A 22224-nucleotide genomic window follows, 5' to 3' on the forward strand; every position below is an offset into this window, starting at 1 on the left:
TAGTCAGTCATTTCAGCTCGTCGAGGAAGCTGTGCGCCCACGCGGCCACGTCGTGGCTGCGCAGGTGGCGTTGCATCGTGCGGATCCGGCGCTTGAGGTCGGCCGGCTCGGCCGCGATCGCCCGCAGCAGCGCGTCCTTGACCCCATCCGGATCGTGCGGGTTGCACAGGAACGCCTGCCGCAACTCGGTGGCCGCCCCGGCGAACTCGCTCAGCACCAGCGCACCACCGCGGTCCGACCGGCAGGCCACATATTCCTTGGCGACCAGGTTCATGCCGTCCCGCAGCGGCGTCACCATCATGATGTCCGCCGCGCAGTAGAGCGCGGCCAGCTCGGCCTTGGGCATCGACTGGTGCAGGTAGTGCACGGCCGGCACGCCGACCCGGCTGAACTCGCCGTTGATCCGGCCGACCTCGCGCTCGACCTTGACCCGCAGCGTCTGGTAGTGCTCGACACGCTCCCGGCTCGGCGTCGCCACCTGCACCATCACCGCGTCGCCGACCTTGAGCTTGCCGTCGGCCAGCAGCTCGCGGAACGCCTTGAGCCGCAGCTCGATGCCCTTGGTGTAGTCGAGCCGGTCGACGCCCAGGATGATCGTCTCGGGGTCGCCCAGCTCGGCCCGGATCTCCTTGGCGCGGGCCTGCACCTTGGGATCGGCCGCCAGCCGCTCCATGTCCTTGGTGTCGATGCTGATCGGGAACGCGCCGGCCTTCACCTTGCGCCCGTCCACCTGGATCGACTGGCCCTCGTAACGCAGGCCGAGCAGGTGCCGGGCCAGGCGCACGAAATTCTGCGCGGCCAGCCGCTGCTGGAACCCGACCAGGTCGGCGCCGAGCAGGCCGCGCAGGATCTCGGCCCGGAAGGGCATCTGCATGAACAGCTCGATCGGCGGGAACGGGATGTGCAGGAAGAAGCCGATCTTCAGGTCGGGCCGCAGCTCGCGGAGCATGGCCGGCACCAGCTGCAGCTGGTAGTCCTGCACCCAGACGGTCGCGCCCCGGTCGGCCACCTCGGCGGCCGCGGCGGCGAACCGCTGGTTCACGATGCGATAGGCCTCGCGCCAGCGCCTCTTGTAAACAGGTGTCTCGACGGCGTCGTGATAGAGCGGCCAGATGGTCGCGTTGGACTGGCCCTCGTAGTAACGCTCCAGCTCCTCGGCGCTCAACGCCACCGGGTGGATGCGGATGCCCTCGAGCTCGAACGGCTCGGGCGCCTCGCCGTCCCCACCGGCCCATCCGATCCAGGTGCCCCGATGCTCGGTGAGCACCGGGTGCAGGGCGGTGACGAGCCCGCCCGGGCTGGGCCGCCACTGCCGCTCGCCGTCGTCGGTGATCACCTCATCGACGGGCAGACGGTTGGCGACGACGACAAAGGAACTTCGTTCGGCCACGCTGGGTGCACCTCCGGGTCGTTCTTGGTTCCCACCGACGAGCCTACTGTGCGTAGCCAGGCTCGGCGTGCCGGGTCGTGGCGGCCGGGTGGCATCCTGGGTCGGTGGACCTGTCCGATGATCTTCCCCCGCAGCGGCGCCCACTGTTCTTTCCTGTGGTCATCGCCACGACGTTCCTGGCGATCATCGGCATGTCGATCGGACTGTTGCTCGGGTCACAGCGCGACCGCGACACCGGCGGCGACACGGCTGCGCCGACCATCCTGCCGACCACGTCCGCCGCGGCGGACCCGACGCCGAGCGGCCCGGAGTGCCGGGACGAGACCCAGACCGCCGGGCAGAACGCGGGCGTCACCGGCACGCTCTATGAGGTGCTACGACTGCGCACCAAGACCTCGGTGGTCTACATCTGCCAGGACAGCAGCGGCAATCTCTTCTATCACGCCAACAACGGCGGCGATCGCTGGATCGAGGGCGAGACAGCGCTTTTCCTCACCGGCGTGCGCGAGGGAGCGGACGACTACCACGTCACCGCGACCGACGGCACCACGTTCTCGGTGAACCGCGGGCGGCTGCTGATCCAGCACAAGGACGGCACCGAGGAGGCCCAGCCGGCGGACGGCTGAGCCGCGCCGGAGGGAATCGGGGGAGGGCCGCCGGGGTTCTACCCACGGTGCCCTGGGAGTATGGGGCGGATCCGCACGGCAATCATTCGACTCGGAGGTAGGCCGCACCGTGGCCCAGTTCATCTACACGCTGGAAAAGGCGCGCAAGGCGCACGGCGACAAGGTCGTGCTCGACGACGTGACGCTGAACTTCCTGCCGGGCGTCAAGATCGGTGTGGTCGGCCCGAACGGCGCCGGTAAGTCCAGCCTTCTCAAGATCATGGCGGGCGTCGACACCGTGAGCAACGGCGAGGCGCGGCTGATGCCGGGCTTCAGCGTCGGCATGCTCGCCCAGGAGCCGCCGCTCAACGAGGCGAAGACCGTCCTCGGCAACATCGAGGAGGCGGTCGCCGAGACCAAGGCCAAGCTGGAGCGGTTCAACAAGATCGCCGAGCAGATGGCCACGGACTACACCGACGAGCTGATGGAGGAGATGGGCAAGCTCCAGGAGGAGCTCGACCACTCCAACGCCTGGGACGTCGACTCGCAGCTCGAGCTCGCGATGGACGCCCTGCGCTGCCCGCCGCCGGACGCCGACGTGACCCAGCTCTCCGGTGGCGAGCGTCGCCGCGTGGCGCTGTGCAAGCTCCTGCTCGAGGCGCCCGACCTGCTGCTGCTCGACGAGCCCACCAACCACCTCGACGCGGAGAGCGTGTCCTGGTTGGAGCAGCACCTCGCGAAGTACGCCGGCACGGTCATCGCGATCACCCACGACCGGTACTTCCTGGACAACGTGGCCACCTGGATTCTCGAGCTGGACCGCGGCCGGACCTACCCGTATGAGGGCAACTACTCGACATATCTGGACAAGAAGGCGGCCCGCCTGAAGATGCAGGGCCGTAAGGACCAGAAGCTGCAGAAGCGCCTCACCGAGGAGCTCGAATGGGTGCGGTCCAACGCCAAGGCCCGGCAGACCAAGTCGAAGGCGCGGCTGGACCGCTACGACGAGATGGCGACCGAGGCGGAGAAGACCCGGAAGCTGGACTTCGAGGAGATCCAGATCCCGCCGGGCCCGCGCCTGGGCAACACCGTGATCGAGTCCAAGGACCTGGTCAAGGGCTTCGACGGCCGCACGCTGATCGACCACCTGTCGTTCTCGCTGCCGCGCAACGGCATCGTCGGCATCATCGGCCCGAACGGCGTCGGCAAGACCACGCTGTTCAAGACCATCGTGGGGCTGGAGCAGCCGGACGAGGGCGCGGTGCAGGTCGGCGAGACGGTCAAGCTGTCCTACGTCGACCAGAGCCGCTCCGGCCTGGACGGCTCGAAGACGGTGTGGGAGGTCGTCTCCGACGGCCTGGACCACATGATGGTCGGCAAGGTCGAGATGCCCTCGCGGGCCTATGTGGCGGCCTTCGGTTTCAAGGGCCCGGACCAGCAGAAGCCGGTCAAGGTGCTGTCCGGTGGCGAGCGCAACCGCCTCAACCTGGCGATGACGCTGAAGATCGGCGGCAACGTGCTGCTGCTCGACGAGCCGACCAACGACCTGGACGTGGAGACCCTGTCCAGCCTGGAAAACGCGCTGCTCGAGTTCCCCGGCTGCGCCGTGGTGATCTCCCACGACCGGATGTTCCTGGACCGGGTCACCACCCACATGCTGGCGTGGGAGGGCACCGACGAGCACCCGGACAAGTGGTTCTGGTTCGAGGGCAACTTCGATGCGTACGAGAAGAACAAGATCGACCGGCTCGGCGCCGAGGCGGCCCGGCCGCACCGGGTCACCTATCGCAAGCTGACGCGTGACTGAGCCAACCCGCGGCGGAAAACCCCAGAGGAAAAGCGTGTGAGATTCGTCCGCGACGTGGCCGTGCGCTGGTCCGACAAGGACGTGTACGGCCACGTCAACAACGCGCGCTTCCTCACCCTTTACGAGGAGGCGCGCGTTGCCATGTTCTTCAACGGCGGGCTCGCCTCGTTCGAGGAGGGCATCGTGATCGCCCGGCACGAGATCGACTACCTGCGGCAGGTGGACTCGGGCCCGGTGCGCATCGAGATGTGGATCTCGCACCTGCGGGCCGCCAGCTTCACGGTGTCCTACGAGCTGTTCGACGGCGACGTGCTGGCCAGCCGCGCGAAGTCGGTGTGTGTGCCGTACAACCTGGCCGAGGGTTATCCGCGCCGGTTGTCCGAGGCCGAGCGCGACTTCCTCAAGCCATACGTGCAGACATGAGCGGGCACGGGCTGTCGGCCATCGGTGACGCCGGCGCTTTCCTGGCCCGGCTCGTCCGGCTGGACCGGGCCGCCCCGGTGCGGCTGCGGTCGGCCGGCGAGCGCACCGCGCTGTGGGCCCGCCTGCCCTGGGAGGTGCTGGTCACCCGCGAGGTGGACGGCCCCGGCCCGGGTGACGTGACGGTCGCCGCGGCGGACCTGCTCGCCGTGCTCGCCCGCGCGGAACCGGATCTGCCACCGGCCCGGGACACGGACTGGCGCTGGCCGCTGCCGCCGCCCGGCGCGACCGTGGTGGAAACCGTCGCGACCGGCGAGCTCGCCCGCCTGGCGTCCGCCGCCGCCGGCACGTTGCGCGAGGTCAACGCCGGTGGGCTCAACCGGGCCGTCGGACAACGCGCGGTGCGTGACGCTCTGTTGGACCACGTCGCACTCGTAGTCACACCCAGTGGCGGGAAGCCGGTTGAGGTTCCGCAACGATTGGTGCAGGCGACTTCGCGGATGGGATTTCTCGGACCGGCCGATGTGGACGGCCCGGACGCGAGAGTGTGCGTCTCGGGACGCTGGGTGGGACTTTCTGCACCATATGGAGTTGCGTGGCTACAGCTCGTCAATAAATTGACCGTTATGCCTATCTCTACTCACCCGAAAGGGTGATGGCGCATCGACCGTCCGGTCGCGCCCTCCAGTTGGGGGGATGACCTCCGAGATCTGTACGGGTAGCGTCTGGCCCCGGGTCCCCGCTACGTCCGGCGGAACGGCCTGCTGGGGAGTGAGGTGCACAACGATGCCGTGGTGGTCATGGCGTCCCGGATCAGCCGGGGGCGGCGAGCGGGAGTCCGGTGGCGAGGTCGCGCTGCAGAGCAGCGTCCGCGTCGGAGTCCCCACACAGCGCGAGCCCGGGCACACGGGAGTTCCGGCCGAACTGTCCACGATCGACGAATCCGATCAGGTGGCCCCGGTGACGCTCGCGCGCATCGGCAAGGCCCTCGACCTGCTCGACATCCGGTTCCTGGCCGACGGCGGGGGCAGCCTGCTGGCGATGTGGGAGCGGCACGCGGTGCTGTTCACGCTCGAGGGGCCGGATGACGAAATCCTCGTGATGCGGGCTCGCCCGCACGCCACGGTCCCACCGGACTGGGCGGACCGGGCCTACCGCGTGGTCAACGAGTGGAACCACACCCGCCGCTTCTGCAAGGCATATGTCGGCGATCCCACCGAGCGCGGACAGCTGCCCATCTATGCCGAGCTGCAGGTCCCGCTGAACTCCGGCGCGCACGACGCCCTCCTGGTCGAGATGCTCGACTGCGGCGCGGCAGTCGCAACGTCCTTCGTAGACTGGCTACACGACGAAGGCGCTTTGTTGTAAGAGATCCACCCACCCGCGGAGCGAAGCGGAGCTAGCTAGCTCAGCTCAGCTCAGTGGAAACATGCCGATTCGGCCGTGGTACTCCTTGCCGAGCTGGTCGGTGTCCGAGCCGACCAGCAGGCCCTTCGACGTCACCACGAAGGTGCGGACGCCGACCCCCCGCGTGCGGGTCGGGTTCCAGGTCAGGGCCTTGCCGGTGACCGGGTTGATCGCACCGATGCCGACCCGCGACACCGCGCCCGGCCCGGGCCCCTTGGCGTCGCTGCCATAGGGGTTGTCCAGATAGCGCTGGTGCCCGCCGACGTAGACCGCGGCGCCGGTGACCGCCACCGCATAGAGCGAGTCACCGCCGGTGCGCTGCACCCAGGTCGGGTTGTGCTTGCCGGCGCCGGCCACCTCGAACCGCGCCGCCGAGTCGCAGAGCTTCGTCGGTGAGGATGCCCGGCCGGTCGCCGCCACCACGAAGTACTTGCCGTCCGGCGAGAACTTCACCTGCCGGAGGTACGTGTCGAAGCCCTCCATGCACGCCGGCTTGTAGGCATCGGTGTACCAGTCGGTCAGCTTGGCCGGGGCGCCGGACACGTCGAACAACGCGATCTGGGTGCGGTCCGCGCCGCCCGCCTTGAGCAGCGCGCCGACCGCGACCAGCAGCCGCCCGTCGGGGGAGATGTCGAAGTGCTCGACCCGGGTGCGGTCCAGGCCGGGCGCGGTCAGCTTGGCGTCGAAGCCGGGGTCGACCACGCCGGTGATCGCGTTCAGCCGGGCCAGGCCGGCCCGCGCGGTCCCGTTGATCGCGGAGAAGGTTCCACCCGCATAGATCCGGCCGTTGACGTTGGCCAGCGCGCGGACGTCCGCCCAGTTGATCCGGGCGGTGAAGTTGGTGATCCGCGCCGACGAGGCCAGGGACACCCGGGCCAGGCCGCGCTGGGCGACGCCGCCCACGGTCTTGAAGGAGCCGCCGAGATAGACCGTGTCGCTGGCACCGGGCGCGAGCGCATAGATGGCGCCGTCCACGGCCGGGGCGAACGGGCGCACGACACCGTCGTTCAGGCCGTACGCGAAGATGTTGCGCCGCGCGTAGGTCTGCGTCTTGGCGCTGTTGGTGACCTTGGTGAAGCTGCCGCCCACCACGACCGTGTCACCGACCACGGTCATCGACCAGACGGTCCCGTCCAGGACGTGCGGGGTGAAGTCCACCGGATTGGCGGACACCACCGCGGGTTGGGCGGGGTCGGCGACGGCCGGCGCGGTGCCGGCGAGACCCGCGAGGGTCAGCAAGGCAGCGGCGGCGAACAGGCGGCGGCGCATCGGGCGGCTCCAGAGTCGGGGTGCTGATCACCCGCTCAACGAGCCGCGCCCGCAAACAGAAACGATCACTCGGCGTTGACCATGAAGTGGGCCGCGCGCTCCAGGTATTCCCACAGGGCCGAGTGGTGCGGCTCGGGGAGGCCGAGCGAGTCGACCGCCTCCCGCATGTGCGTCAGCCAGGCATCCCGCGCCTCGGGGGTCACCTGGAAGGGCGCGTGCCGCATGCGCAGCCGCGGGTGCCCCCGGGACGCCGAGTAGGTGTTCGGCCCGCCCCAATATTGCATCAGGAACAGGGTCAGCCGGTCGCGGGCCGGTCCGAGATCCTCGTCCGGATACATCGGCCGGAGCAGCGGGTCCTCCGCCACGCCCTGATAGAACCTGTCGACCAGGCGGCGGAACATCGGCTCGCCACCGACGGCCACGAAGAAGCTGGCCTCCTCGGGCTCTTTCGGCGGTCTGGCCGGCGTCACCGGCAGTTCTCGTGGTGCGGTCACCCATCCATCCTGCCAGCCGCCTCGCGGAACCGCGGGCGGGCGTGACGCGGCTGGTGCACCGCGTCGATGGTGGTGGCGCGCGGCCACCGGGCGGCCAGCAGCAGCATCGCGCCGACCCCGGCCACGCTCCACAGGCCGACCACCAGCGGCACCGACGAATGGTCCGCGAGCAGGCCGGTGAGCAGCACCGATCCGCCCTGGCACACCTGCAGCCCCTGCTGCATCACGCCGAACGCGCGGGCTCGGTAGCCGTGCGGCAGGGTCAGCACGAACTGGGTGTTCAGCGTCGGCACCAGCCCGCCCTGCGCGGCGCCGGAGAGCATGGTGAGCAACACCACCACCGGCACCGGCGGCGCGAACAGCGCGGGCACCAGCACCAGCGGGGCGAACACCGCGAAGGGCCGGATCAGCCGGTGCCGCATCTCCTGCGAGACCAGCCGGCCGATGATCAGGCCGCCGATCACGAAGCCGATCGGTCCGGCCGCCATGATCAGGCCCTGATCGATGCCGCGGGTCACCGAGTCGGGTTCGCCCTGCGCCGCCCAGGCCGCGGCCAGGCCCTCGGGCACGATCGCGAACGTCGCCGTGGCGAACGCCATCAGTGCGATCGAGCGCAGCACCCGGCTGCCGAACACCAGCCGGAAGCCCTCGCCGGATTCGGCGAGCAGGCCGGCGCGCTCGCTCTTGGCCATGGCCGGCGGGCGATCGCGCACCCCACTGCGGATCAGCGCCGCGGACGCCGCGAACAGCACGGCCACCAACGCGATGGCGAGCTGTGGCTGGACCGCCGCGGCCAGCGTCGCGCCGACCAGGTAGCCGCCGACCTGCGCGGCCTGGACCGTGGTGGCGTTGGCCGCCATCGCGACGGCGAGCTGGGCGCGGTCGAGCAGCAGCGGCATCATCGCCGAGCGGGCCGCCTGGATCGGCACGCCGCCCAGCGTCACGAGGAAGAGCACCGTCATCACCAGGGGCCACGGCACCCCGGGAATCACCAGCACGGCGATGACCGCCATGCGGATCAGATCACACCAAACCATGACTTTCCGGTACGAGTGCCGCTCGGCCAACGCCGACAGCACCGGTCCGAACAACAGCCACGGCAGATAGCTCACCGCGAAGGCGGCCGCCGACAGGGTCACCGACTCGGTCTGCTGATAGACCAGCACGGTGATGGCGGCCCGGGCCAGATAGTCACCGATCCAGGACGCCACCAGGGCGAACCAGAGCGACCGATACTCCGACACGCCGAAGACGTTCCGGAAAGTCACCGGTCGGTCGTCGGACACCAGGCCCCCCATCGGTGGCGCAGTCGGGATAATCGTGGTGACCACCCGTCCGCACCCCAGGCGAACGTGTAGCTGCATGTGCATATGCTCTGTGCGGGATTCTGCCCGATCGTCCGACCGGTGGCTAGGGCGTACGGCCCTATTGTCGGTCATTCGGCCGAGATCCGACATCACCCTTTCGCCGTTTCCCCAGGTCAGCTCGGTGTGGCTTGATCGCTGCCGGAGGCGTACGGCGCGGCGGGTCGTGGCATTAATCGAGAGGCGGCGATCCGCTCGGAAATACCGGAAGTCTCCAACGCTTCACTCAGCGCCCGGCGCAGCTCGCGGTTGACCGCGATCTGACCGTCCGCGGTGGTCTTCGCGATGGTCCGGATGGTGGCGCCGTCCACGGTCATCGACTCCACGCCGATCACGTCCGGCGGCTCGAGGAACTCCGTGGCGTGCGCCGGATCGTCGGCCACCTGCTTCGAGGCGGCGCGCAGCACCGAGATGGCGTGCTCGGCGCTGACGAAGCCGATCGGGATGTCGATCACCACCATCGCCCAGCCCTGGCTCTTGTTGCCGACCCGGATGATCTCGCCGTTGCGCACGTACCAGAGCACCCCGCGCGCGTCGCGGACCGTGGTGATCCGCAGGCCGACCGTCTCCACCACGCCGGAGGCGTCGCCGAGGTCCACCGAGTCACCCACGCCGTATTGGTCCTCGAGCAGCATGAACAGGCCCGCTATCAAGTCCTTGACCAGGCTCTGCGCGCCGAAGCCGAGGGCCACGCCGACGATGCCGGCGCTGGCCAGCAGCGGGCCGAGGTTGACGCCGAACTCGCCCATCACCATCAGTGCCGCGATCGTGAACACCACCGCGGTCACGAAGCTGCCGAGCACCGAGCCGATCGCCTCGGCCCGCTGCCGCCGGCGCTCCGGGATGAACGTGCCCTCCTCGGCGGCCGCGGCCGCGCGTTCCTTCAGCGGCTTGAGCAGCGCCGGCATCGAGGCCCGCGACGTGCTCGTGGTGAGCCGGCGGATCGCCCGGTGCAGCAGCCAGCGGACCAGCATCGCGCCCAGGATGATCACGAGGATCCGGAAGGGCTTCACGATGACCACGTAGCTGCTGTTGGCCAGCCACTCGTTGTTGGTCAGTTCGAGGACCCGGCTGCACAACGCGTCAGCCTTGCAGCTTTCCGTGACGTTGGGTGTCGTGACGAGGATGCCGGGCGAAGAGGGACCTGGGGTCGGGGCTAGAGGTAACACGGAAAGCCACCGTACCGGGGGCCTGACCTCAGACGTTTACCGCCCGGCCACAGATTGTGCTCGCAATTCCGTCATCCATCGGGGACTATTGGCGCACGGATGCCGGTGATCGCCGGGGTCCAGAACTGAGACGTCCAGCACATCGGGAGCGCCACAGCAGCACGTGAAAGGTGAACGACGATGCCTGACATACGACCCACAGTGGGCTCATCCGCGTTGGTGTTGAACGCTACCTACGAGCCGCTGTGCGTCGTATCGGTGCGTCGAGCGACCATTCTCGTGCTGACCGCCAAGGCCGAATGCGTCTCCGACGGGGACGGCCTGCTGCACAGCGCTCGCCACACCCTCCCGGTGCCCTCGGTGGTTCGTCTGACCAGATATGTGAAGGTGCCCTACCGCACCCACGTCGGCCTCTCCCGCCGTGCCATCTTCGCCCGTGACGGCGGCCGCTGCGCCTATTGCCGCGGTTCCGCCGAGACCATCGACCACGTGTTCCCGCGCAGCCGCGGCGGCCTGCACGCCTGGGAAAACGTGGTGGCGGCGTGCGCGAAGTGCAACCACAGCAAGGGTGACAAGACGCCGGCCGAGCTCGGCTGGCGGCTGCACCAGGCGCCGGCCGCCCCGCGCGGTGTGGCCTGGCGGGTGCTCGGTCACCGCACGCCCGACCCGCGCTGGGCCGACTGGCTCGACCTGCCGTCGTCGCCGGCCACGGCCGAGGCCGCCTGACCCGTCACTTCTCCTTGGTGCCGGTCAGGCTGGCGAACACCACGATGTTGTCGCTGTAGCCCTGGTCGCCGCCGAGCCACGTGCCGCCGCAGGTGACCAGGCGCAGCGACGGCCGGCTGTAGTCGCCGTAGACCCGCTGGATCGGCAGTTTCGCCTTGCCGAAGTTCTCCACCGAGTTGATCGTGAAGATCGCCACGTCCCGGTCGTCGCGCAACACCTCGATCCGCTGCCCCGGCTTCACCTTCGCCAGATCGTGGAAGATCGACGGCCCGGTGCGGGTGTCCGCATGCCCCACGATCAGTGCCGGTCCGAACTGCCCCGGTGTCGGCCCGGCGGAGAACCATCCGGCTTCGTTGTGCCGCTGCACCGGGGGCACCGCGACCGACCCGTCCTTGGCCAGGCCGACGTCGAGGATCGGCGCCTCCACCTTGATCGAGGGGATGGTCAGCCGCAGCGGCCGGCTCGGGTCCAGCACCGGGAAGGCGCGCGGCGGCGGCTTGTCCGGCCCCCGGAACCACCGGGAGATGTCGAAGCCGGTGGCGTTGCCCAGCCCCATGCCGACGCAGAACAACCCGAGGAAGACCAGCCCGGCGGCGATCAGCCCGATCGGCCACGGGCGACGGCCGCGCACCGGGCGCGACGCCGGCAGCGTCCTGGGCCGCGGCGTCCCGGGCTGCAGCGTCCTGGGCCGCACCGGGCGGCGGGCCGGGGCGGGCGGTGGAGCGGGCAACCGGCGCGGCGGCGCGACCACCTCGGCGGGCCGCTTGCGCACCACCGAGTCGGGCATGCGCGGGCCGGGGACCTCCGGCTTGGGCAGGACCGGTCGGCTCACGCGGGCCTCAGCCGAGGCGCCGGCGCCGGACGGACACCAGGGCGAGCACCAGGCCGGCGGCGATCGCGCCGACCCCGCCGCCGATCAGCATCGGCGCCGATCTGCCCGGTGCGGTGCCCCCGCCGCCGGTGGCCGGCCCGCGGCTCGGTTCGACCCGGGCCACCACGTGCAGCGAGCTGGTCGCCTGCTGGTTGTCCGGGCAGCGCAGCGTCACCACGTAATCCCCCGGCTTGGTGGTGGCCGGCAGCCGGGTGGTCGCGGTGAGGAAGCCGAAGCTCGGCTTGACCTGCACCGTGCCGAACGGGTCGGCGACCACCGTGGCGGGCTGCAGGTTGTCAGTGCAGCTGGCCCGCAGGCCGAGCTCGTCACCGGCCCGCACGGTGCTCGGGTTGGTCTCCACGAAGACGGCCGCGGCCTGCGCGGGCGGCTGCCCGGCGAGCAGGACGAGCACACCGACAGCCAGCGCCGCAAGGACGGCGGGGATGGATCTGCGCATGAGCTCCCCCTCGGACACGATCTTCCACGAACGGCGCGTGAGGGTGATTTTCGCACCTCGGAGCCGATTCCGCGTAGATCCCGACGGCGTGAGTAACCGGTATGAGACCCGACGCCATGGCAGAAGCCGCACTCCGCTACCGTGATTGACATCGGGATCATCGCCGCGACCGGCGGCTGGAGGCGTTCACGTTGTCAGTTCTCACCACTGTTCTGGTCTTCGTATTCATTCCGCTCGCGTTCATCGCCGTGGTGACCGCGCTGACCCGCGCCGGCAGCGATTCCGGGCGTCCCTCGCGGCGTTACCGCCCCGGCCGGCCCTACGATTTCGCGCCGATGTGGTTCCTGGCCGCGCCCGAGCGCGTCAGCTCGGCCGCCGCCGGCACCCCGGGGAAGAGCACCCAGGCGCCGGCCATCGAGTCCGGCATCATCGAGGACTCGGCCGGCAACCCGGTGCGTCCCGGCCCGACAGGAGGCGCAAGTGACCGCTGGTGACCAGCAGGCCTCGACCGCGGTGGAGCGCTCGTCGACCGGCGTGGACGGTCCGGAGGGCTATTCCGAGGGCCCGCACCCGTCGAGCTCGGTGGAGCGGCCCGGCGGCCCGACGCTGACCGAGGACCCGCACAAGTCCGAGCCCTCCGACGCGCTCGACGGGCCGTTCACGACCCGTCAGCTGCTTCGGCTCGACGAGGCGCTGCGCGTGGCCGACCAGCTGACCGGGCTGACCTTCTCGGTCTACATCGGCGAGTTGGAAGAGCCGGTGCGCGCGCACGCCGAGCGGCTGCACAAGCAGATCGAGCGGTCCGACCGGGTGGTGCTGGTCGCGGTGTCGCCCAACCAGCGCCTGCTGGAGATCGTCACCGGCAACGAGGCCCGCAAGCGCATCTCCGACCGCGACGCCAAGCTGGCCGCGCTGTCCATGGCCGCGTCCTTCGCGGGCGGCGACCTGGCCGGCGGCGTGCTGAGCGGCCTGGATCAACTGGCCACCCACGCTGGGCGGCACTGAGCTGGCTGGTCGTCGCTTCGCTCCTCCGGCATTTCGCCTTTTACCCGGTGACTTGCGGCCGAAAAAGTCCCTCGGCTTCGCCTTGCACTTTTTCGGCCGCAAGTCACCGGCGGCGAAATGCGACTTTCGTTGCGGTGAACCCGGGGGGCGGGGGGCGGCCGTTGTCAGGCGTCGGGTTCGTGGGTCCAGGCTGAAGGCGTTACTCGGATTGGGTAGGGCTGGGTGAGCTTGGTGAGCTCGGGTGGGGCTATCGTGCGTTCCTGGGCATAGGCGCCGTCGCGGAGCGTGTGCACGTGCAGCGTGGGGCCGGCGGCGATGCGCCAGTAGTTCGGGATGCCCGCGTCGGCATAGAGCGCCGGCTTGAGCAGGCGGTCGTAACGGCTGGTGTGCGCGGTCTCCACCTCGACCACCAGGCCCACGTCCGCCGGATCCGACCAGGTGGCGCCGGACGAGTGCGGGCGCAGCACGGTGACGTCGGGGATCAGGTGACTGCCACCCGCGGCGATGCCCAGCCGCGCGCAGACCCACCAGCCCACCGGAGCGGCGCCGCGCAGCGTGGTCACCACGGCGCGCACCACGGCCTCGTGCGGGTCGTCGAGCGGCGGTGTCACGTGCAGGCTGCCGTCGACGATCTCGTACCGGTGCCCGTCCTGCGGGAACAGATGCAGGTCGGGCTCCGTCCACGCGCCCGCCGGGGCGCTCCAGCGCATCAGCGCGCCGGGACCGGTCGTCACCACGCCGCCAGCCTACTCACTCCCCGTGGCGGCGCGGTGACGATCACTCCGCGGCTTGGTCGCGCTTGCGCGCCTGCAACGCCCGCAGCACGCCGTCGCGGCCCTCGGCCACCAGGCGGCGCAGCGAGGCGTTGTGCTCACCGGCGAGCCAGGCGTCGGTCAGGTCGACCGTCTCCTGCCGCACCTGATAGGCCGGGTATGCCATCATCACGAACTCCTGCGCCGGCTCGCTGTCCGACCGCTTCCAGAGGTCGTCGACCACGTCGAAGAACTCCGGCGCATAGGGCGCGGTGAGGGCGATCTGGGTGGAGTGCTGGAAGCCCTGCAGCAGCGAGCGGTGCAGCCAGTTGGGCAGCTCCTCGGCGCCGGTGAGCCGGGCCCAGACCGCCGCCTTGTTGGCCGACGTGGGCAGCAGCGCCCGGGCGTACGCCGCCTCGCGCTCGCCGCTCGCGGTGCGGTCGCCGTCCAGCTCGTATTGGATCTCGTCCTCGGTGGCCTCGCCCATCGCGGCCAGCGCCTCGAGCAGCGACCAGCGGAGCTCGGTGTCCACCGTCAGCCCGGCCGGCACACCTTCGCCGGCCAGCCAGCCGCGCAGCTGCCCCAGATCCGGTGCTCCTCGGCCCGAGCCGATGTAGGCCCGCGCCCAGGCCAGCTGGAACCCACTGCCCGGCTCGGCGGCCTCCAGGGCCGTCTTGGCCGTCTCGGCCAGGCGGGCCCACCCGGTCGGCGCCCAGTCCGGGTCGGCATACATGGTCAGCGCCGTCTGCGCCTGGCGCAGCGTCGCCGTGGTCAGGTTGATGTCCCGCTCGGCGGGCAGCCCGCTGCAGACCAGCGCCACGTAGTCGCGGGTGGCCAGCTCGGCGTCGCGCACCATGTCCCACGCCGCGGCCCAGCACAGCGCGCGGGCCAGCGAGGAGTCGAAGCCGGCGATGTGGTCCACCACGGTGGCCATCGAGGCCTCGTCCAGGCGCAGCTTGGCATAGGTCAGGTCGTCGTCGTTGAGCAGCAGCACGTCCGCCGCGCGCACCCCGGCCAGCGCCGGCACCTCGGTGTGCTCGCCGCTCACGTCGAGCTCGAGCAGGTCGCGCCGGATCAGCCGGTCGCCGTCGACGTCGTAGAGGCCGACGCCGATCCGGTGGGTGCGCAGCGTCGGATATGCCGCCGGCGCCTCCTGCCGCACCACCACCCGCGAGTAGGTGCCGTCCGCGCCCACCTCGACCACCGGCCGCAGCGTGTTCACCTGAGCCGTCTCGAGCCACTGGGCGGCGAACTTGCGCAGCTCGCGCCCGGACGCCGTCTCCAGCTCGGTGAGCAGGTCGTCGAAGGTCGCATTGCCCCACATGTGCTTGCCGAAATAGGCCCGCAGCCCGGCCAGGAACGCGTCCAGCCCGACATATGCCACCAGCTGCTTGATGACGCTGGCGCCCTTCGCATAGGTGATGCCGTCGAAGTTGACCTCCACCGCCTCGAGGTCGGGCATCTCGCAGTAGACCGGGTGGGTCGAGGACAGCTGGTCCTGCCGGTAGCCCCAGTTCTTCCGGATGGACAGGAAGGTGGTCCAGGCGTCGGTGAACCGGGTGGCGTTCGTGTTGCACCAGTGGCTGGCCCACTCGGCGAACGACTCGTTCAGCCAGAGGTCGTTCCACCAGCGCATGGTGACCAGGTCGCCGAACCACATGTGCGCGAGCTCGTGCAGGATCGTGTTCGCCCGCTGCTCGTATTCATAGTCCGTGACCTGCGACCGGAAGATGTAGTGCGCCTCGGCGTGCGTGACGCAGCCGAAGTTCTCCATCGCGCCGGCGTTGAAGTCGGGCACCCACAGCTGGTCGTATTTGGGCAGCGGGTAACGCACGCCGAACTGCTCGTGGAAGAAGTCGAAGCCCTGCTTGGTGACCCGGAAGAGGTCGTCGGCGTCCATGTGCTGCGCCATCGAGGCCCGGCAGTAGGCGCCCAGCTCGATGCCGTCGTGCGAGTCCTTCACCTCGTGATAGGGCCCCGCGCACAGCGCCGTGATGTAGGTGCTCATCCGCACCGACGGCGTGAAGTGCACGGTCTTGGCGCCGAGGTCCGCCTTCTCCGAGGAGGCCGGTGGCATGTTGCTGACCACCTTCCAGTGGCCCGGCACGGTCGCGTGCCACGTGAAAACGCTCTTCAGGTCGGGCTGGTCGAAGCACGCGTAGACCCGCTGGGCGTCGGCCGTCTCGAACTGGCTGTAGAGATAGATCTCCTTGTCGACCGGGTCCATGCTGCGTTGCAGGCCCTGCCCGCTCGCCGAGTAGGCGAAGTCGGCGTCGACCACCAGCACGTTCTCCGCCGCCAGCCCGGTCAGCGTCAGGCCGGTCTCGGCCGACCAGCCGGAGGTGTCCACCGGCGCGCCGTTGAGCGTGGCCGCCCGGATGCCGGCCGCCGCGACTTCGATGAACGTCTGCGCGCGGGGTTCCGAGCAGGAGAAACTGACCTCGGTGCGGGAGCGGAAGGTGCCCTCACCCGGGTTGCCGGAGCCGTCCGTGAGGTCCAGGGTGATGTCGTACCCGCTCACCTCGAGCAGGCGAGCCCGCTCGGCGGCCTCGACCTGGGTCAGGTTTCGCACTCCGGCCACGATCACTCCATTCCGCAACGGCCGAGGACCCCGCGGCCCCCGTCGAAGAGTTTTCCACGTCAGCCTATGTCCTACCGGCGTGGTACACGTCACCCGGAACGGGCCGACCTGGAGAGAGAGGATCGGATGCATGACTGAACGCGCGACGGTCGACATGTGGTTCGACCCCATCTGCCCCTGGGCCTGGATGACCTCACGCTGGCTGCTCGAGGTGGAGAAGGTGCGACCACTGGACGTGCGGTTCAACGTGATGAGCCTCTCGGTGCTCAACGAGGGCCGTGACCTGCCCGAGGAGTACCGCCAGATGATGGACACCAGCTGGGGGCCGGTGCGGGTCTGCATCGCCGCCGCCGAGGCCGCCGGGCCGCAGGTGCTCCGCGATCTCTACACGGCCCTCGGCAACCGCGTCCACCTGCAGAAATATGAGCGCGACGAGCGGCTCTACAAGGAGGCGCTGGAAGAGGTCGGGCTCGATCCGGCGCTGGCCGACGCGGCCGGCAGCGACGCCTGGGACGAGGCGCTCCGGGCCAGCCACAACGCCGGCATGAAGCCGGTCGGCACCGACGTCGGCACCCCGGTGATCCATGCGCCCGGCCCCGAGGACGGGCAGACCGTGGCGTTCTTCGGCCCGGTGGTGACCCCGGCGCCCAAGGGCGAGGCGGCCGGCAAGCTGTGGGACGGCGTCGTGCTGGTGGCCGGCACCCCGGGCTTCTTCGAGCTCAAGCGCAGCCGGGATATAGGCCCGATCTTCGACTGAGCCGTCTCGAGCGGGCGCGGCACCTCGGAGCGGTCCGCCTCGTTGGACGGTTGTGTCTCAGAACGATGCAGTGGCGACGTCGGTGATCACCGTGCAGCTCGGGGCATGGTCGGATCCGGCGCTCGCCGCGATGGTCGCGCCGCCGGTGACCGTGACGAGCGTTCCGGTGGAGCGCCCGCTGGGTCATCTGCGGCGCGCGCAGTTGCAGCGGTCACGTGCGAACATGCCGGTGGGACGGCACCGCAGGCCGTCCCGTTAAAGTGCCGCACATGACGGTCGCGCACCCGATCCCGAGGGCCTGGATCAGCGCCGGAGCCACCGGCGCGCAAAATTACGACGAGTTCGCCGACGACGCGGAGATCACCGCGATCATCGCTGCGAACCCCGACTCCGCGCTCTCCGTGGAGATGCCGCATCTGGCCCCCGCGTCCGCCGGGAAGTCCTTCGCCGAGTCGCTGCCGGACGCCGCGGCGCGGCTCGCCGACCAGCAGGCCCGCGGCGCCTACACACCGTCCGAGCAGGTCGCGGTGCTCTATCGGATCAGCGCGCCGGGCGAGCCGCCGGCCGTCGGGCTGTGGGCGATGGTCGACACCGATCAGATCTCCACCAGCGCCGACGAGCCCGGCCTGGTGATCCGCAACGAGGACGTGTTCCTCTCCAAGGTGCGTGAGCGGGTCGCGCTGGCCGACACCCTGGGCACGCTGCTGTCCCCGGTGCTGCTGCTGCAGACCGGGCGCGGCGACGAGTTGCACACCGCCCTGATCGCCGCCACCGACGCGGCCGGCGAGCCGGATGCGACCGATGTGGACCAGTCCGGGCGCGCCCATCAGGTCTGGACCGTCCCGGCCGGGCCGCGGCAGACCGAGCTGCTGGCCCTGGCCGGCGGCGGCGAGCTGGTGGTGGCCGACGGCAACCACCGCAGCCTGGCCGCGCAGACTGGCGGGCTGCCGCGTTTCCTGGCGGTCGTCACCACCCCCGCCTCGGTCGCCATCCAGCCCTACAACCGCCTGGTCAGCGAGCTGCCCATCCCCGCGCCCGAGCTGATCTCGCGGTTGCACGCGGCCGGCGCGGAGGTCGAGGCGCTGCAGCGCCCCGCGGCCATTCCGGCCAAGGGCACCATCGAGCTGTACGCGGGCGGCCGCTCGTTCGCCGTCCGGCTGCCCGCCGATCCCGCCGCGCCCGAGGTGGAGAACCTCGACCACGCCCGGGTCGAGCGAGTGCTGCTCGGCGGCGTCCTCGGCCTGGACGCCGGCGACAAGCGTGTGTCCTACGTCGGTGGCGACTACCCGGCCGAGTGGCTGCGCGGCGAGGTGGACGCCGGCCGGTCCGAGCTGGCCGTGCTGATCGCCCCGGTGAGTGTCGAGGACTTCGTGGCGGTGAACCTGGAACGGCAGAAGCTGCCGCGCAAGAGCACCTGGTTCACGCCGAAGGCCCGCGCCGGGCTGGTCCTCGCCCAGGCCCGCTGATGTTGCACCCGCAGATCACCGCCGCCGCGGCGCTGCGGCCCGCGCCACCGGAAGAGGTGCGCACCGCCGACGCGATGACCCAGGTGCGGTTCCTGCGGGATGCGATGGAGTCGTCCAACGAGGCCGAGTGCGGTCCGGCGTTCCCGCTGCCGGTGGTGGTCGACGTGGACGCCGACGGGGTGCCCTGCCGGCTCTATGCGACCTCGTTCGGCGCTCCCGTCGTGGTCTATCTGCACGGCGGCGGCTGGTGCTACGGCAGCATCGAGACCGTCGACCGGTTCTGCCGGCGGGTGGCCGACCGCTCCGGCTGCGCGGTGCTCTCGGTGGGCTACCGGCTCAGCCCCGAGCACGCCCACCCGGCCCAGACCGAGGACGTCGAGACCGTGCTGGCGCACCTCCGCAAGGAGGGCGCCGCGCTCGGCGTCGACCCGAGCCGGATCGCGATCGCCGGGGACAGCGCCGGCGGCCAGCTCGCCACGGTCGTCGCCCGCCGCCAGCGCGACGCGGCCACCCCGCTGGACTACCAGGCGCTGATCTATCCGGTGATCGACCCGATGCTGGCCTCGGAGTCCTACTCGGAGCTCGGCGGGTTCGGCCTGAACCGGGAATCGATGCAGGCGGCCTGGTCCTACTACGTGCCCGAGGCCGCCCAGCGCTGGTCGCCGGACGTGGCGCCGCTCGCCGCCGATCTGACCGGGATGCCGCCCACCCTGATCATCACGGCGGAGTTCGACGTGCTGCGCGACGAGGGTGCGGACTATGCGGACGCGCTCGCCGTCGCGGGCGTGCCGGTGGTGCACACCCGCTATGCCCAGATGAACCACGGATTCGCCCGCAAGCTCGCCGTCATCGACGCCGCCCGGGCCGCCGCGGACCAGGTCGCGGCTGCCCTGCGCAGTGCGCTGACCTTCTGAGAGGATCCACTACATGCGCGTCTACCTGGGCTCCGACCACGCCGGCTTCGAGCTGAAGAACCACCTCGTCGAGCACTTGCAGAAGCAGGGCCACGAGGTCGTCGACGTGGGTCCGCACGAGTACGACCCCGAGGACGACTACCCGGCGTTCTGCCTGCACACGGGCGCCCGCGTGGTGGCCGACCCGGGCAGCCTGGGTGTCGTGATCGGCGGTTCGGGCAACGGCGAGCAGATCGCCGCCAACAAGATCGCCGGGGTCCGGTCGGCGCTGGTCTGGAAGGTCGAGATCGCCGAGTTGGCCCGCCAGCACAACGACTCGAACGTGTGCAGCATCGGCGCCCGCGAGCACACGCCGGAGGAGGCGACCGCCTTCGTGGACGCGTTCCTGGCCACGCCGTTTTCCGGGAATCCGCGCCACCAGCGCCGCATCGACCAACTCGCGGCCTATGAGACGACCGGCGAGCTCCCGGCGCTGCCGGCGAGCTAGCGGTTGCGGGGGAGCTCCTCCCGCGGCGTCCAGTTGCGCCGCACGACCGCCAGCGTCTCCGCCTCGGCCAGCTGCTCCTCGGTCGGCCGGGCGGCGTCCCGTGCGCGCATCGCCGCACCCACGCTGACCTGTGACGAACCCGAGCCGACCAGCCCGCGCAGCCCACGCTCCGACTCGTCGCCGGCGGGCCGCGCCGGCTTGACCTCGACGGCCGGCTCCGGGGCCGGCTCCGGAGCCGGGGGCGGCGACGGCGACGGCGTCCGGAGCCGCCGGCGTCGGCGTTCGGGTTCACCCATGCGAAGGAACCTACCCCTCAGAACACTTCGGTCGGGTTCGGCAGGCGATGCCAGCCGAAGGCGGTCGAGGCCTTGATCAGCGCGCCCGGCGTCAGCTCGCGCACCCGGCCGGCGGCGCCCAGGGCGGCCAGCGTCGGCCCGCCCAGATAGGCCGAGCCCAGCTCCAGCACGGTGCAGGACAGGTCGGCCGGGTCGGTGCTCGGCGTGCAGGCGGCGCCGTCCGGGCCGCCGGTCAGCCGCCACCGGCCGGTGTTGCCGGCGAGCAGCCCGTCGGTCACGTCCAGCACCACGTCGATCGGCGTCGCGTAGCGCCGGGCGGCCAGCGCGCGGGGCAGGTCGACGATCCGCACCCAGAGCGCGTCCTTCACATCGAGGCCGAGGCGGCGCGGCTCGTCCACGATGTGCTGCAGCGGCTCGTCCAGGGCGAGGTAGGACGCCTTGGTGTGCCGGGACAGGTCGACACCGAAGAGGAAGCGCCACAGGGTCGCGTACGTCTCAGGGTCGGCGGCGACCACCTCGCGGACGGTCACCGTGGCGTCCGGGCCGTGCGCCCCCCAGCTGCCCTTGGTGCGCCACAGCGCGTATCCCGTCGGGCCGTGCGGGGTGTCGTGCACCACCGCGTGCTGCTGGGTCGCGCCGCCACGCCGGGACGGGGTGTCGCTGAGCACGAACCGCCACCACCGGTCGTCGCGGGACGACCAGCCGACCCGCTCGGGGCGCAACTGCTCATAGACCTTCGACAGGTCGCCGATCGCCGCGGCCGGGTCGGCCAACCGGAGGCGGCCGGACGGGTTCGGCGGCACCGGGGCGGTGATCTGCAGCTCCCGCGGCATCGCGTCGGCCAGCAGGCGCTGGGCGGCCAGGCCGTACCCGTACCTCGGATAGATCTTGGTCTCGCTCGCCCAGAGGGTCGCGATCGGCTCGCGGCCGGCCGCGGCGACCTCGGTGAGCTGGCGGTGCATCATGCGGTTCAGCAGCCCGCGCCGGCGATGGGTGGGCGCGACGCCGACGAGGGTGACGTGCGCGGCGGGCAGGATCGCCCCGGGCACGGTCACCTCTCTCGTATATGCGGCCGCGTGTCCCACCACCAGCTCCCCGTCGGTGGCGACCAGGGCGCGCTCGGGTTCGAACACCGAACCCTCGATGTCGCGCTCCGCCTCCTCGTCGGGGTCGTGGAAGACGAAACCGAGCAACCGGGAGATCTCCTCCCAGTCCTCCGCGGCGCCGGCTCGGATGGTGATCTCGGCAGGGGAGTCCATGGCATCTGTGTAACGGACCGGGCACGCCGGGTCGAGTGATTTGCGGCGTCGTTACTCTCGAAGTCGGCGGCGCCCACCCGCCGCCGAAAATCGGGAGGGGAGCACGATGCCGGAGCAACCGCAGTGGTCGGAGCGGACGCTCGACATGCCGCCGCAGGATCCCTGGGCCGAGCAGCCCACGATGCCCGGCCACCCGCCGCCGCCACCGCCGGATCCGAGCCCGTTCTCCCGCGGCCGCGCCCAGGTCAACCCGCATCCGCGCACCGCGCAGTTCGCCGCCGATCACGAGCCCACCGGCACCGGCTGGCCGGGCACCGCCGCGCCGGAGCCACCCCGCTCGCTGGGCGGCCGGGTGCGCGAGTTGCGCCGCGGCGGCGAGTGGTCGAGCGCCGGCCTGCTGTTCGCGTTCGTCTGCTGGGGCATCTGGGTGATCTCCAGCGACGGCGAGGATCTGACCGCCCCGATCGTGGTGTTCGTCTGCAGCCTCGCGGTGGCCGGTGGCCTCTTCGCGCTCTGCCGGCTGGTCGGGCGCCTGGTGCTGGAGAAGCAGTTCGGCCGGGTCCGCCGCGGCGCCAAGGGGTCGCACATGGTGACCGCGCTCTTCCTGGCCGGCGTCGGCATCGCCCACCTGCGCCAGACCGACTGGGTGATGGACGCCTACCGCTGGGTGCTGGGCCTGTTCTGACCGGCCCTGGCCGTCCGGCGGCCGCGGCTCACCGGACGGCCCG

General features: G+C 70.8%; 25 protein-coding genes. 14 read left to right on the forward strand and 11 right to left on the reverse strand.

Annotation, left to right across the window (positions count from 1 at the left end):
* Positions 1-7: 7 nt before the first annotated feature.
* Complete coding sequence (locus tag ACZ6TI_RS29125; RefSeq protein WP_465348354.1) at positions 8-1390, reverse strand: alpha,alpha-trehalose-phosphate synthase (UDP-forming); 1383 nt, start codon at positions 1388-1390, stop codon at positions 8-10.
* A gap of 104 nt (positions 1391-1494) precedes the next feature.
* Between ACZ6TI_RS29125 and ACZ6TI_RS29130 the strand changes: the two genes are divergently transcribed.
* From ACZ6TI_RS29130 to ACZ6TI_RS29150, 5 genes are all read left to right on the forward strand, one after another.
* Entirely contained in the window at positions 1495-2016 is a 522-nt protein-coding gene (locus ACZ6TI_RS29130) for a hypothetical protein (RefSeq protein WP_465348355.1), read from the forward strand.
* 109 nt (positions 2017-2125) lie between these two features.
* On the forward strand, positions 2126-3802 hold the full coding sequence (gene ettA / locus ACZ6TI_RS29135) for an energy-dependent translational throttle protein EttA (protein ID WP_465348356.1): 1677 nt from the start codon (positions 2126-2128) through the stop codon (positions 3800-3802).
* A 36-nt stretch (positions 3803-3838) separates the two neighbouring features.
* The gene (locus ACZ6TI_RS29140; protein WP_465348357.1) at positions 3839-4225 is read left to right on the forward strand and encodes an acyl-CoA thioesterase; all 387 of its coding nucleotides are present in this window, start codon (positions 3839-3841) and stop codon (positions 4223-4225) included.
* On the forward strand, positions 4222-4878 hold the full coding sequence (locus ACZ6TI_RS29145) for a DUF8185 domain-containing protein (RefSeq protein WP_465348358.1): 657 nt from the start codon (positions 4222-4224) through the stop codon (positions 4876-4878). Before ACZ6TI_RS29140 ends, ACZ6TI_RS29145 begins: the two co-directional genes overlap by 4 nt.
* Before the next feature lie 130 nt (positions 4879-5008).
* Complete coding sequence (locus tag ACZ6TI_RS29150) at positions 5009-5590, forward strand: type III secretion system chaperone family protein (protein WP_465348359.1); 582 nt, start codon at positions 5009-5011, stop codon at positions 5588-5590.
* Between the two features lie 45 nt (positions 5591-5635).
* On the opposite strand, the gene ACZ6TI_RS29155 is transcribed toward ACZ6TI_RS29150, so the two are convergent.
* The 4 genes from ACZ6TI_RS29155 to ACZ6TI_RS29170 form a co-directional block, all read right to left on the reverse strand.
* The gene (locus tag ACZ6TI_RS29155; protein ID WP_465348360.1) at positions 5636-6898 is read right to left on the reverse strand and encodes a delta-60 repeat domain-containing protein; all 1263 of its coding nucleotides are present in this window, start codon (positions 6896-6898) and stop codon (positions 5636-5638) included.
* 65 nt (positions 6899-6963) lie between these two features.
* Positions 6964-7392 carry a globin gene (locus tag ACZ6TI_RS29160; protein WP_465348361.1) on the reverse strand — a complete coding sequence of 143 codons (429 nt, stop codon included), beginning with the start codon at positions 7390-7392 and terminating at the stop codon, positions 6964-6966.
* The gene (locus tag ACZ6TI_RS29165; protein WP_465348362.1) at positions 7389-8660 is read right to left on the reverse strand and encodes an MFS transporter; all 1272 of its coding nucleotides are present in this window, start codon (positions 8658-8660) and stop codon (positions 7389-7391) included. The genes ACZ6TI_RS29160 and ACZ6TI_RS29165 overlap by 4 nt, the downstream gene beginning before the upstream one ends.
* Before the next feature lie 212 nt (positions 8661-8872).
* Positions 8873-9925, reverse strand: a complete 1053-nt coding sequence (locus ACZ6TI_RS29170; RefSeq protein ID WP_465348363.1) for a mechanosensitive ion channel family protein — start codon at positions 9923-9925, stop codon at positions 8873-8875.
* Positions 9926-10105: 180 nt separating this feature from the next.
* Here ACZ6TI_RS29170 and ACZ6TI_RS29175 point away from each other — a divergent pair, with 180 nt between their 5' ends.
* A complete protein-coding gene (locus tag ACZ6TI_RS29175) occupies positions 10106-10651 on the forward strand; it encodes an HNH endonuclease (RefSeq protein ID WP_465348364.1) in 546 nt (181 codons plus the stop codon).
* A 4-nt stretch (positions 10652-10655) separates the two neighbouring features.
* Here the strand turns inward: ACZ6TI_RS29175 and ACZ6TI_RS29180 are convergent, their stop codons facing one another.
* Together ACZ6TI_RS29180 and ACZ6TI_RS29185 are read right to left on the reverse strand one after the other, a co-directional pair.
* Positions 10656-11483 carry a class F sortase gene (locus ACZ6TI_RS29180; protein ID WP_465348365.1) on the reverse strand — a complete coding sequence of 276 codons (828 nt, stop codon included), beginning with the start codon at positions 11481-11483 and terminating at the stop codon, positions 10656-10658.
* A 7-nt stretch (positions 11484-11490) separates the two neighbouring features.
* Positions 11491-11979 (reverse strand): hypothetical protein, encoded by a 489-nt coding sequence (locus ACZ6TI_RS29185; protein ID WP_465348366.1) that lies wholly within the window; start codon positions 11977-11979, stop codon positions 11491-11493.
* A gap of 191 nt (positions 11980-12170) precedes the next feature.
* Here ACZ6TI_RS29185 and ctaJ point away from each other — a divergent pair, with 191 nt between their 5' ends.
* Positions 12171-12473, forward strand: a complete 303-nt coding sequence (ctaJ, locus tag ACZ6TI_RS29190; RefSeq protein ID WP_465348367.1) for an aa3-type cytochrome oxidase subunit CtaJ — start codon at positions 12171-12173, stop codon at positions 12471-12473.
* Between the two features lie 112 nt (positions 12474-12585).
* Positions 12586-12984: a DUF5130 family protein gene (locus tag ACZ6TI_RS29195; protein WP_465348407.1), complete on the forward strand. Its 399-nt coding sequence runs from the start codon at positions 12586-12588 to the stop codon at positions 12982-12984.
* Between the two features lie 164 nt (positions 12985-13148).
* Here ACZ6TI_RS29195 and ACZ6TI_RS29200 read toward each other — a convergent pair whose 3' ends face one another.
* Together ACZ6TI_RS29200 and pepN are read right to left on the reverse strand one after the other, a co-directional pair.
* Entirely contained in the window at positions 13149-13721 is a 573-nt protein-coding gene (locus ACZ6TI_RS29200) for a Uma2 family endonuclease (protein ID WP_465348368.1), read from the reverse strand.
* Positions 13722-13761: 40 nt separating this feature from the next.
* Positions 13762-16317 carry an aminopeptidase N gene (gene pepN, locus ACZ6TI_RS29205; RefSeq protein ID WP_465348369.1) on the reverse strand — a complete coding sequence of 852 codons (2556 nt, stop codon included), beginning with the start codon at positions 16315-16317 and terminating at the stop codon, positions 13762-13764.
* Between the two features lie 130 nt (positions 16318-16447).
* Here pepN and ACZ6TI_RS29210 point away from each other — a divergent pair, with 130 nt between their 5' ends.
* From ACZ6TI_RS29210 to ACZ6TI_RS29230, 5 genes are all read left to right on the forward strand, one after another.
* Positions 16448-17074, forward strand: a complete 627-nt coding sequence (locus tag ACZ6TI_RS29210; RefSeq protein WP_465348370.1) for a mycothiol-dependent nitroreductase Rv2466c family protein — start codon at positions 16448-16450, stop codon at positions 17072-17074.
* A 70-nt stretch (positions 17075-17144) separates the two neighbouring features.
* Entirely contained in the window at positions 17145-17333 is a 189-nt protein-coding gene (locus ACZ6TI_RS29215) for a hypothetical protein (RefSeq protein WP_465348371.1), read from the forward strand.
* Between the two features lie 10 nt (positions 17334-17343).
* Positions 17344-18540, forward strand: coding sequence for a DUF1015 family protein (locus ACZ6TI_RS29220; protein ID WP_465348372.1), 1197 nt, complete (start codon positions 17344-17346; stop codon positions 18538-18540).
* On the forward strand, positions 18540-19454 hold the full coding sequence (locus ACZ6TI_RS29225) for an alpha/beta hydrolase (protein WP_465348373.1): 915 nt from the start codon (positions 18540-18542) through the stop codon (positions 19452-19454). Before ACZ6TI_RS29220 ends, ACZ6TI_RS29225 begins: the two co-directional genes overlap by 1 nt.
* Positions 19455-19467: 13 nt before the next feature.
* Positions 19468-19941 carry a ribose-5-phosphate isomerase gene (locus tag ACZ6TI_RS29230; RefSeq protein ID WP_465348374.1) on the forward strand — a complete coding sequence of 158 codons (474 nt, stop codon included), beginning with the start codon at positions 19468-19470 and terminating at the stop codon, positions 19939-19941.
* On the opposite strand, the gene ACZ6TI_RS29235 is transcribed toward ACZ6TI_RS29230, so the two are convergent.
* Both ACZ6TI_RS29235 and ACZ6TI_RS29240 read right to left on the reverse strand, forming a co-directional pair.
* Positions 19938-20237: a hypothetical protein gene (locus ACZ6TI_RS29235; protein WP_465348375.1), complete on the reverse strand. Its 300-nt coding sequence runs from the start codon at positions 20235-20237 to the stop codon at positions 19938-19940. The two genes, ACZ6TI_RS29230 and ACZ6TI_RS29235, sit on opposite strands and share 4 nt — an antisense overlap.
* A 17-nt stretch (positions 20238-20254) precedes the next feature.
* Positions 20255-21496, reverse strand: coding sequence for a GNAT family N-acetyltransferase (locus tag ACZ6TI_RS29240; RefSeq protein WP_465348376.1), 1242 nt, complete (start codon positions 21494-21496; stop codon positions 20255-20257).
* Between the two features lie 106 nt (positions 21497-21602).
* Between ACZ6TI_RS29240 and ACZ6TI_RS29245 the strand changes: the two genes are divergently transcribed.
* Positions 21603-22181 (forward strand): DNA-directed RNA polymerase II, encoded by a 579-nt coding sequence (locus ACZ6TI_RS29245; protein ID WP_465348377.1) that lies wholly within the window; start codon positions 21603-21605, stop codon positions 22179-22181.
* Positions 22182-22224: the final 43 nt, after the last annotated feature.

It is taken from the genome of Actinoplanes sp. NPDC051388 (genome assembly GCF_055586225.1).

Coding starts and splice junctions, on each gene's coding strand:
- ACZ6TI_RS29145 (WP_465348358.1), top strand. CDS start 4,222: ATGAGCGGGCACGGGCTGTCGGCCATCGGTGACGCCGGCGCTTTCCTG.
- ACZ6TI_RS29150 (WP_465348359.1), top strand. CDS start 5,009: ATGCCGTGGTGGTCATGGCGTCCCGGATCAGCCGGGGGCGGCGAGCGG.
- ACZ6TI_RS29155 (WP_465348360.1), bottom strand. CDS start 6,898: ATGCGCCGCCGCCTGTTCGCCGCCGCTGCCTTGCTGACCCTCGCGGGT.
- ACZ6TI_RS29175 (WP_465348364.1), top strand. CDS start 10,106: ATGCCTGACATACGACCCACAGTGGGCTCATCCGCGTTGGTGTTGAAC.
- ACZ6TI_RS29185 (WP_465348366.1), bottom strand. CDS start 11,979: ATGCGCAGATCCATCCCCGCCGTCCTTGCGGCGCTGGCTGTCGGTGTG.
- ACZ6TI_RS29210 (WP_465348370.1), top strand. CDS start 16,448: ATGACTGAACGCGCGACGGTCGACATGTGGTTCGACCCCATCTGCCCC.
- ACZ6TI_RS29220 (WP_465348372.1), top strand. CDS start 17,344: ATGACGGTCGCGCACCCGATCCCGAGGGCCTGGATCAGCGCCGGAGCC.
- ACZ6TI_RS29225 (WP_465348373.1), top strand. CDS start 18,540: ATGTTGCACCCGCAGATCACCGCCGCCGCGGCGCTGCGGCCCGCGCCA.
- ACZ6TI_RS29230 (WP_465348374.1), top strand. CDS start 19,468: ATGCGCGTCTACCTGGGCTCCGACCACGCCGGCTTCGAGCTGAAGAAC.
- ACZ6TI_RS29235 (WP_465348375.1), bottom strand. CDS start 20,237: ATGGGTGAACCCGAACGCCGACGCCGGCGGCTCCGGACGCCGTCGCCG.
- ACZ6TI_RS29240 (WP_465348376.1), bottom strand. CDS start 21,496: ATGGACTCCCCTGCCGAGATCACCATCCGAGCCGGCGCCGCGGAGGAC.
- ACZ6TI_RS29245 (WP_465348377.1), top strand. CDS start 21,603: ATGCCGGAGCAACCGCAGTGGTCGGAGCGGACGCTCGACATGCCGCCG.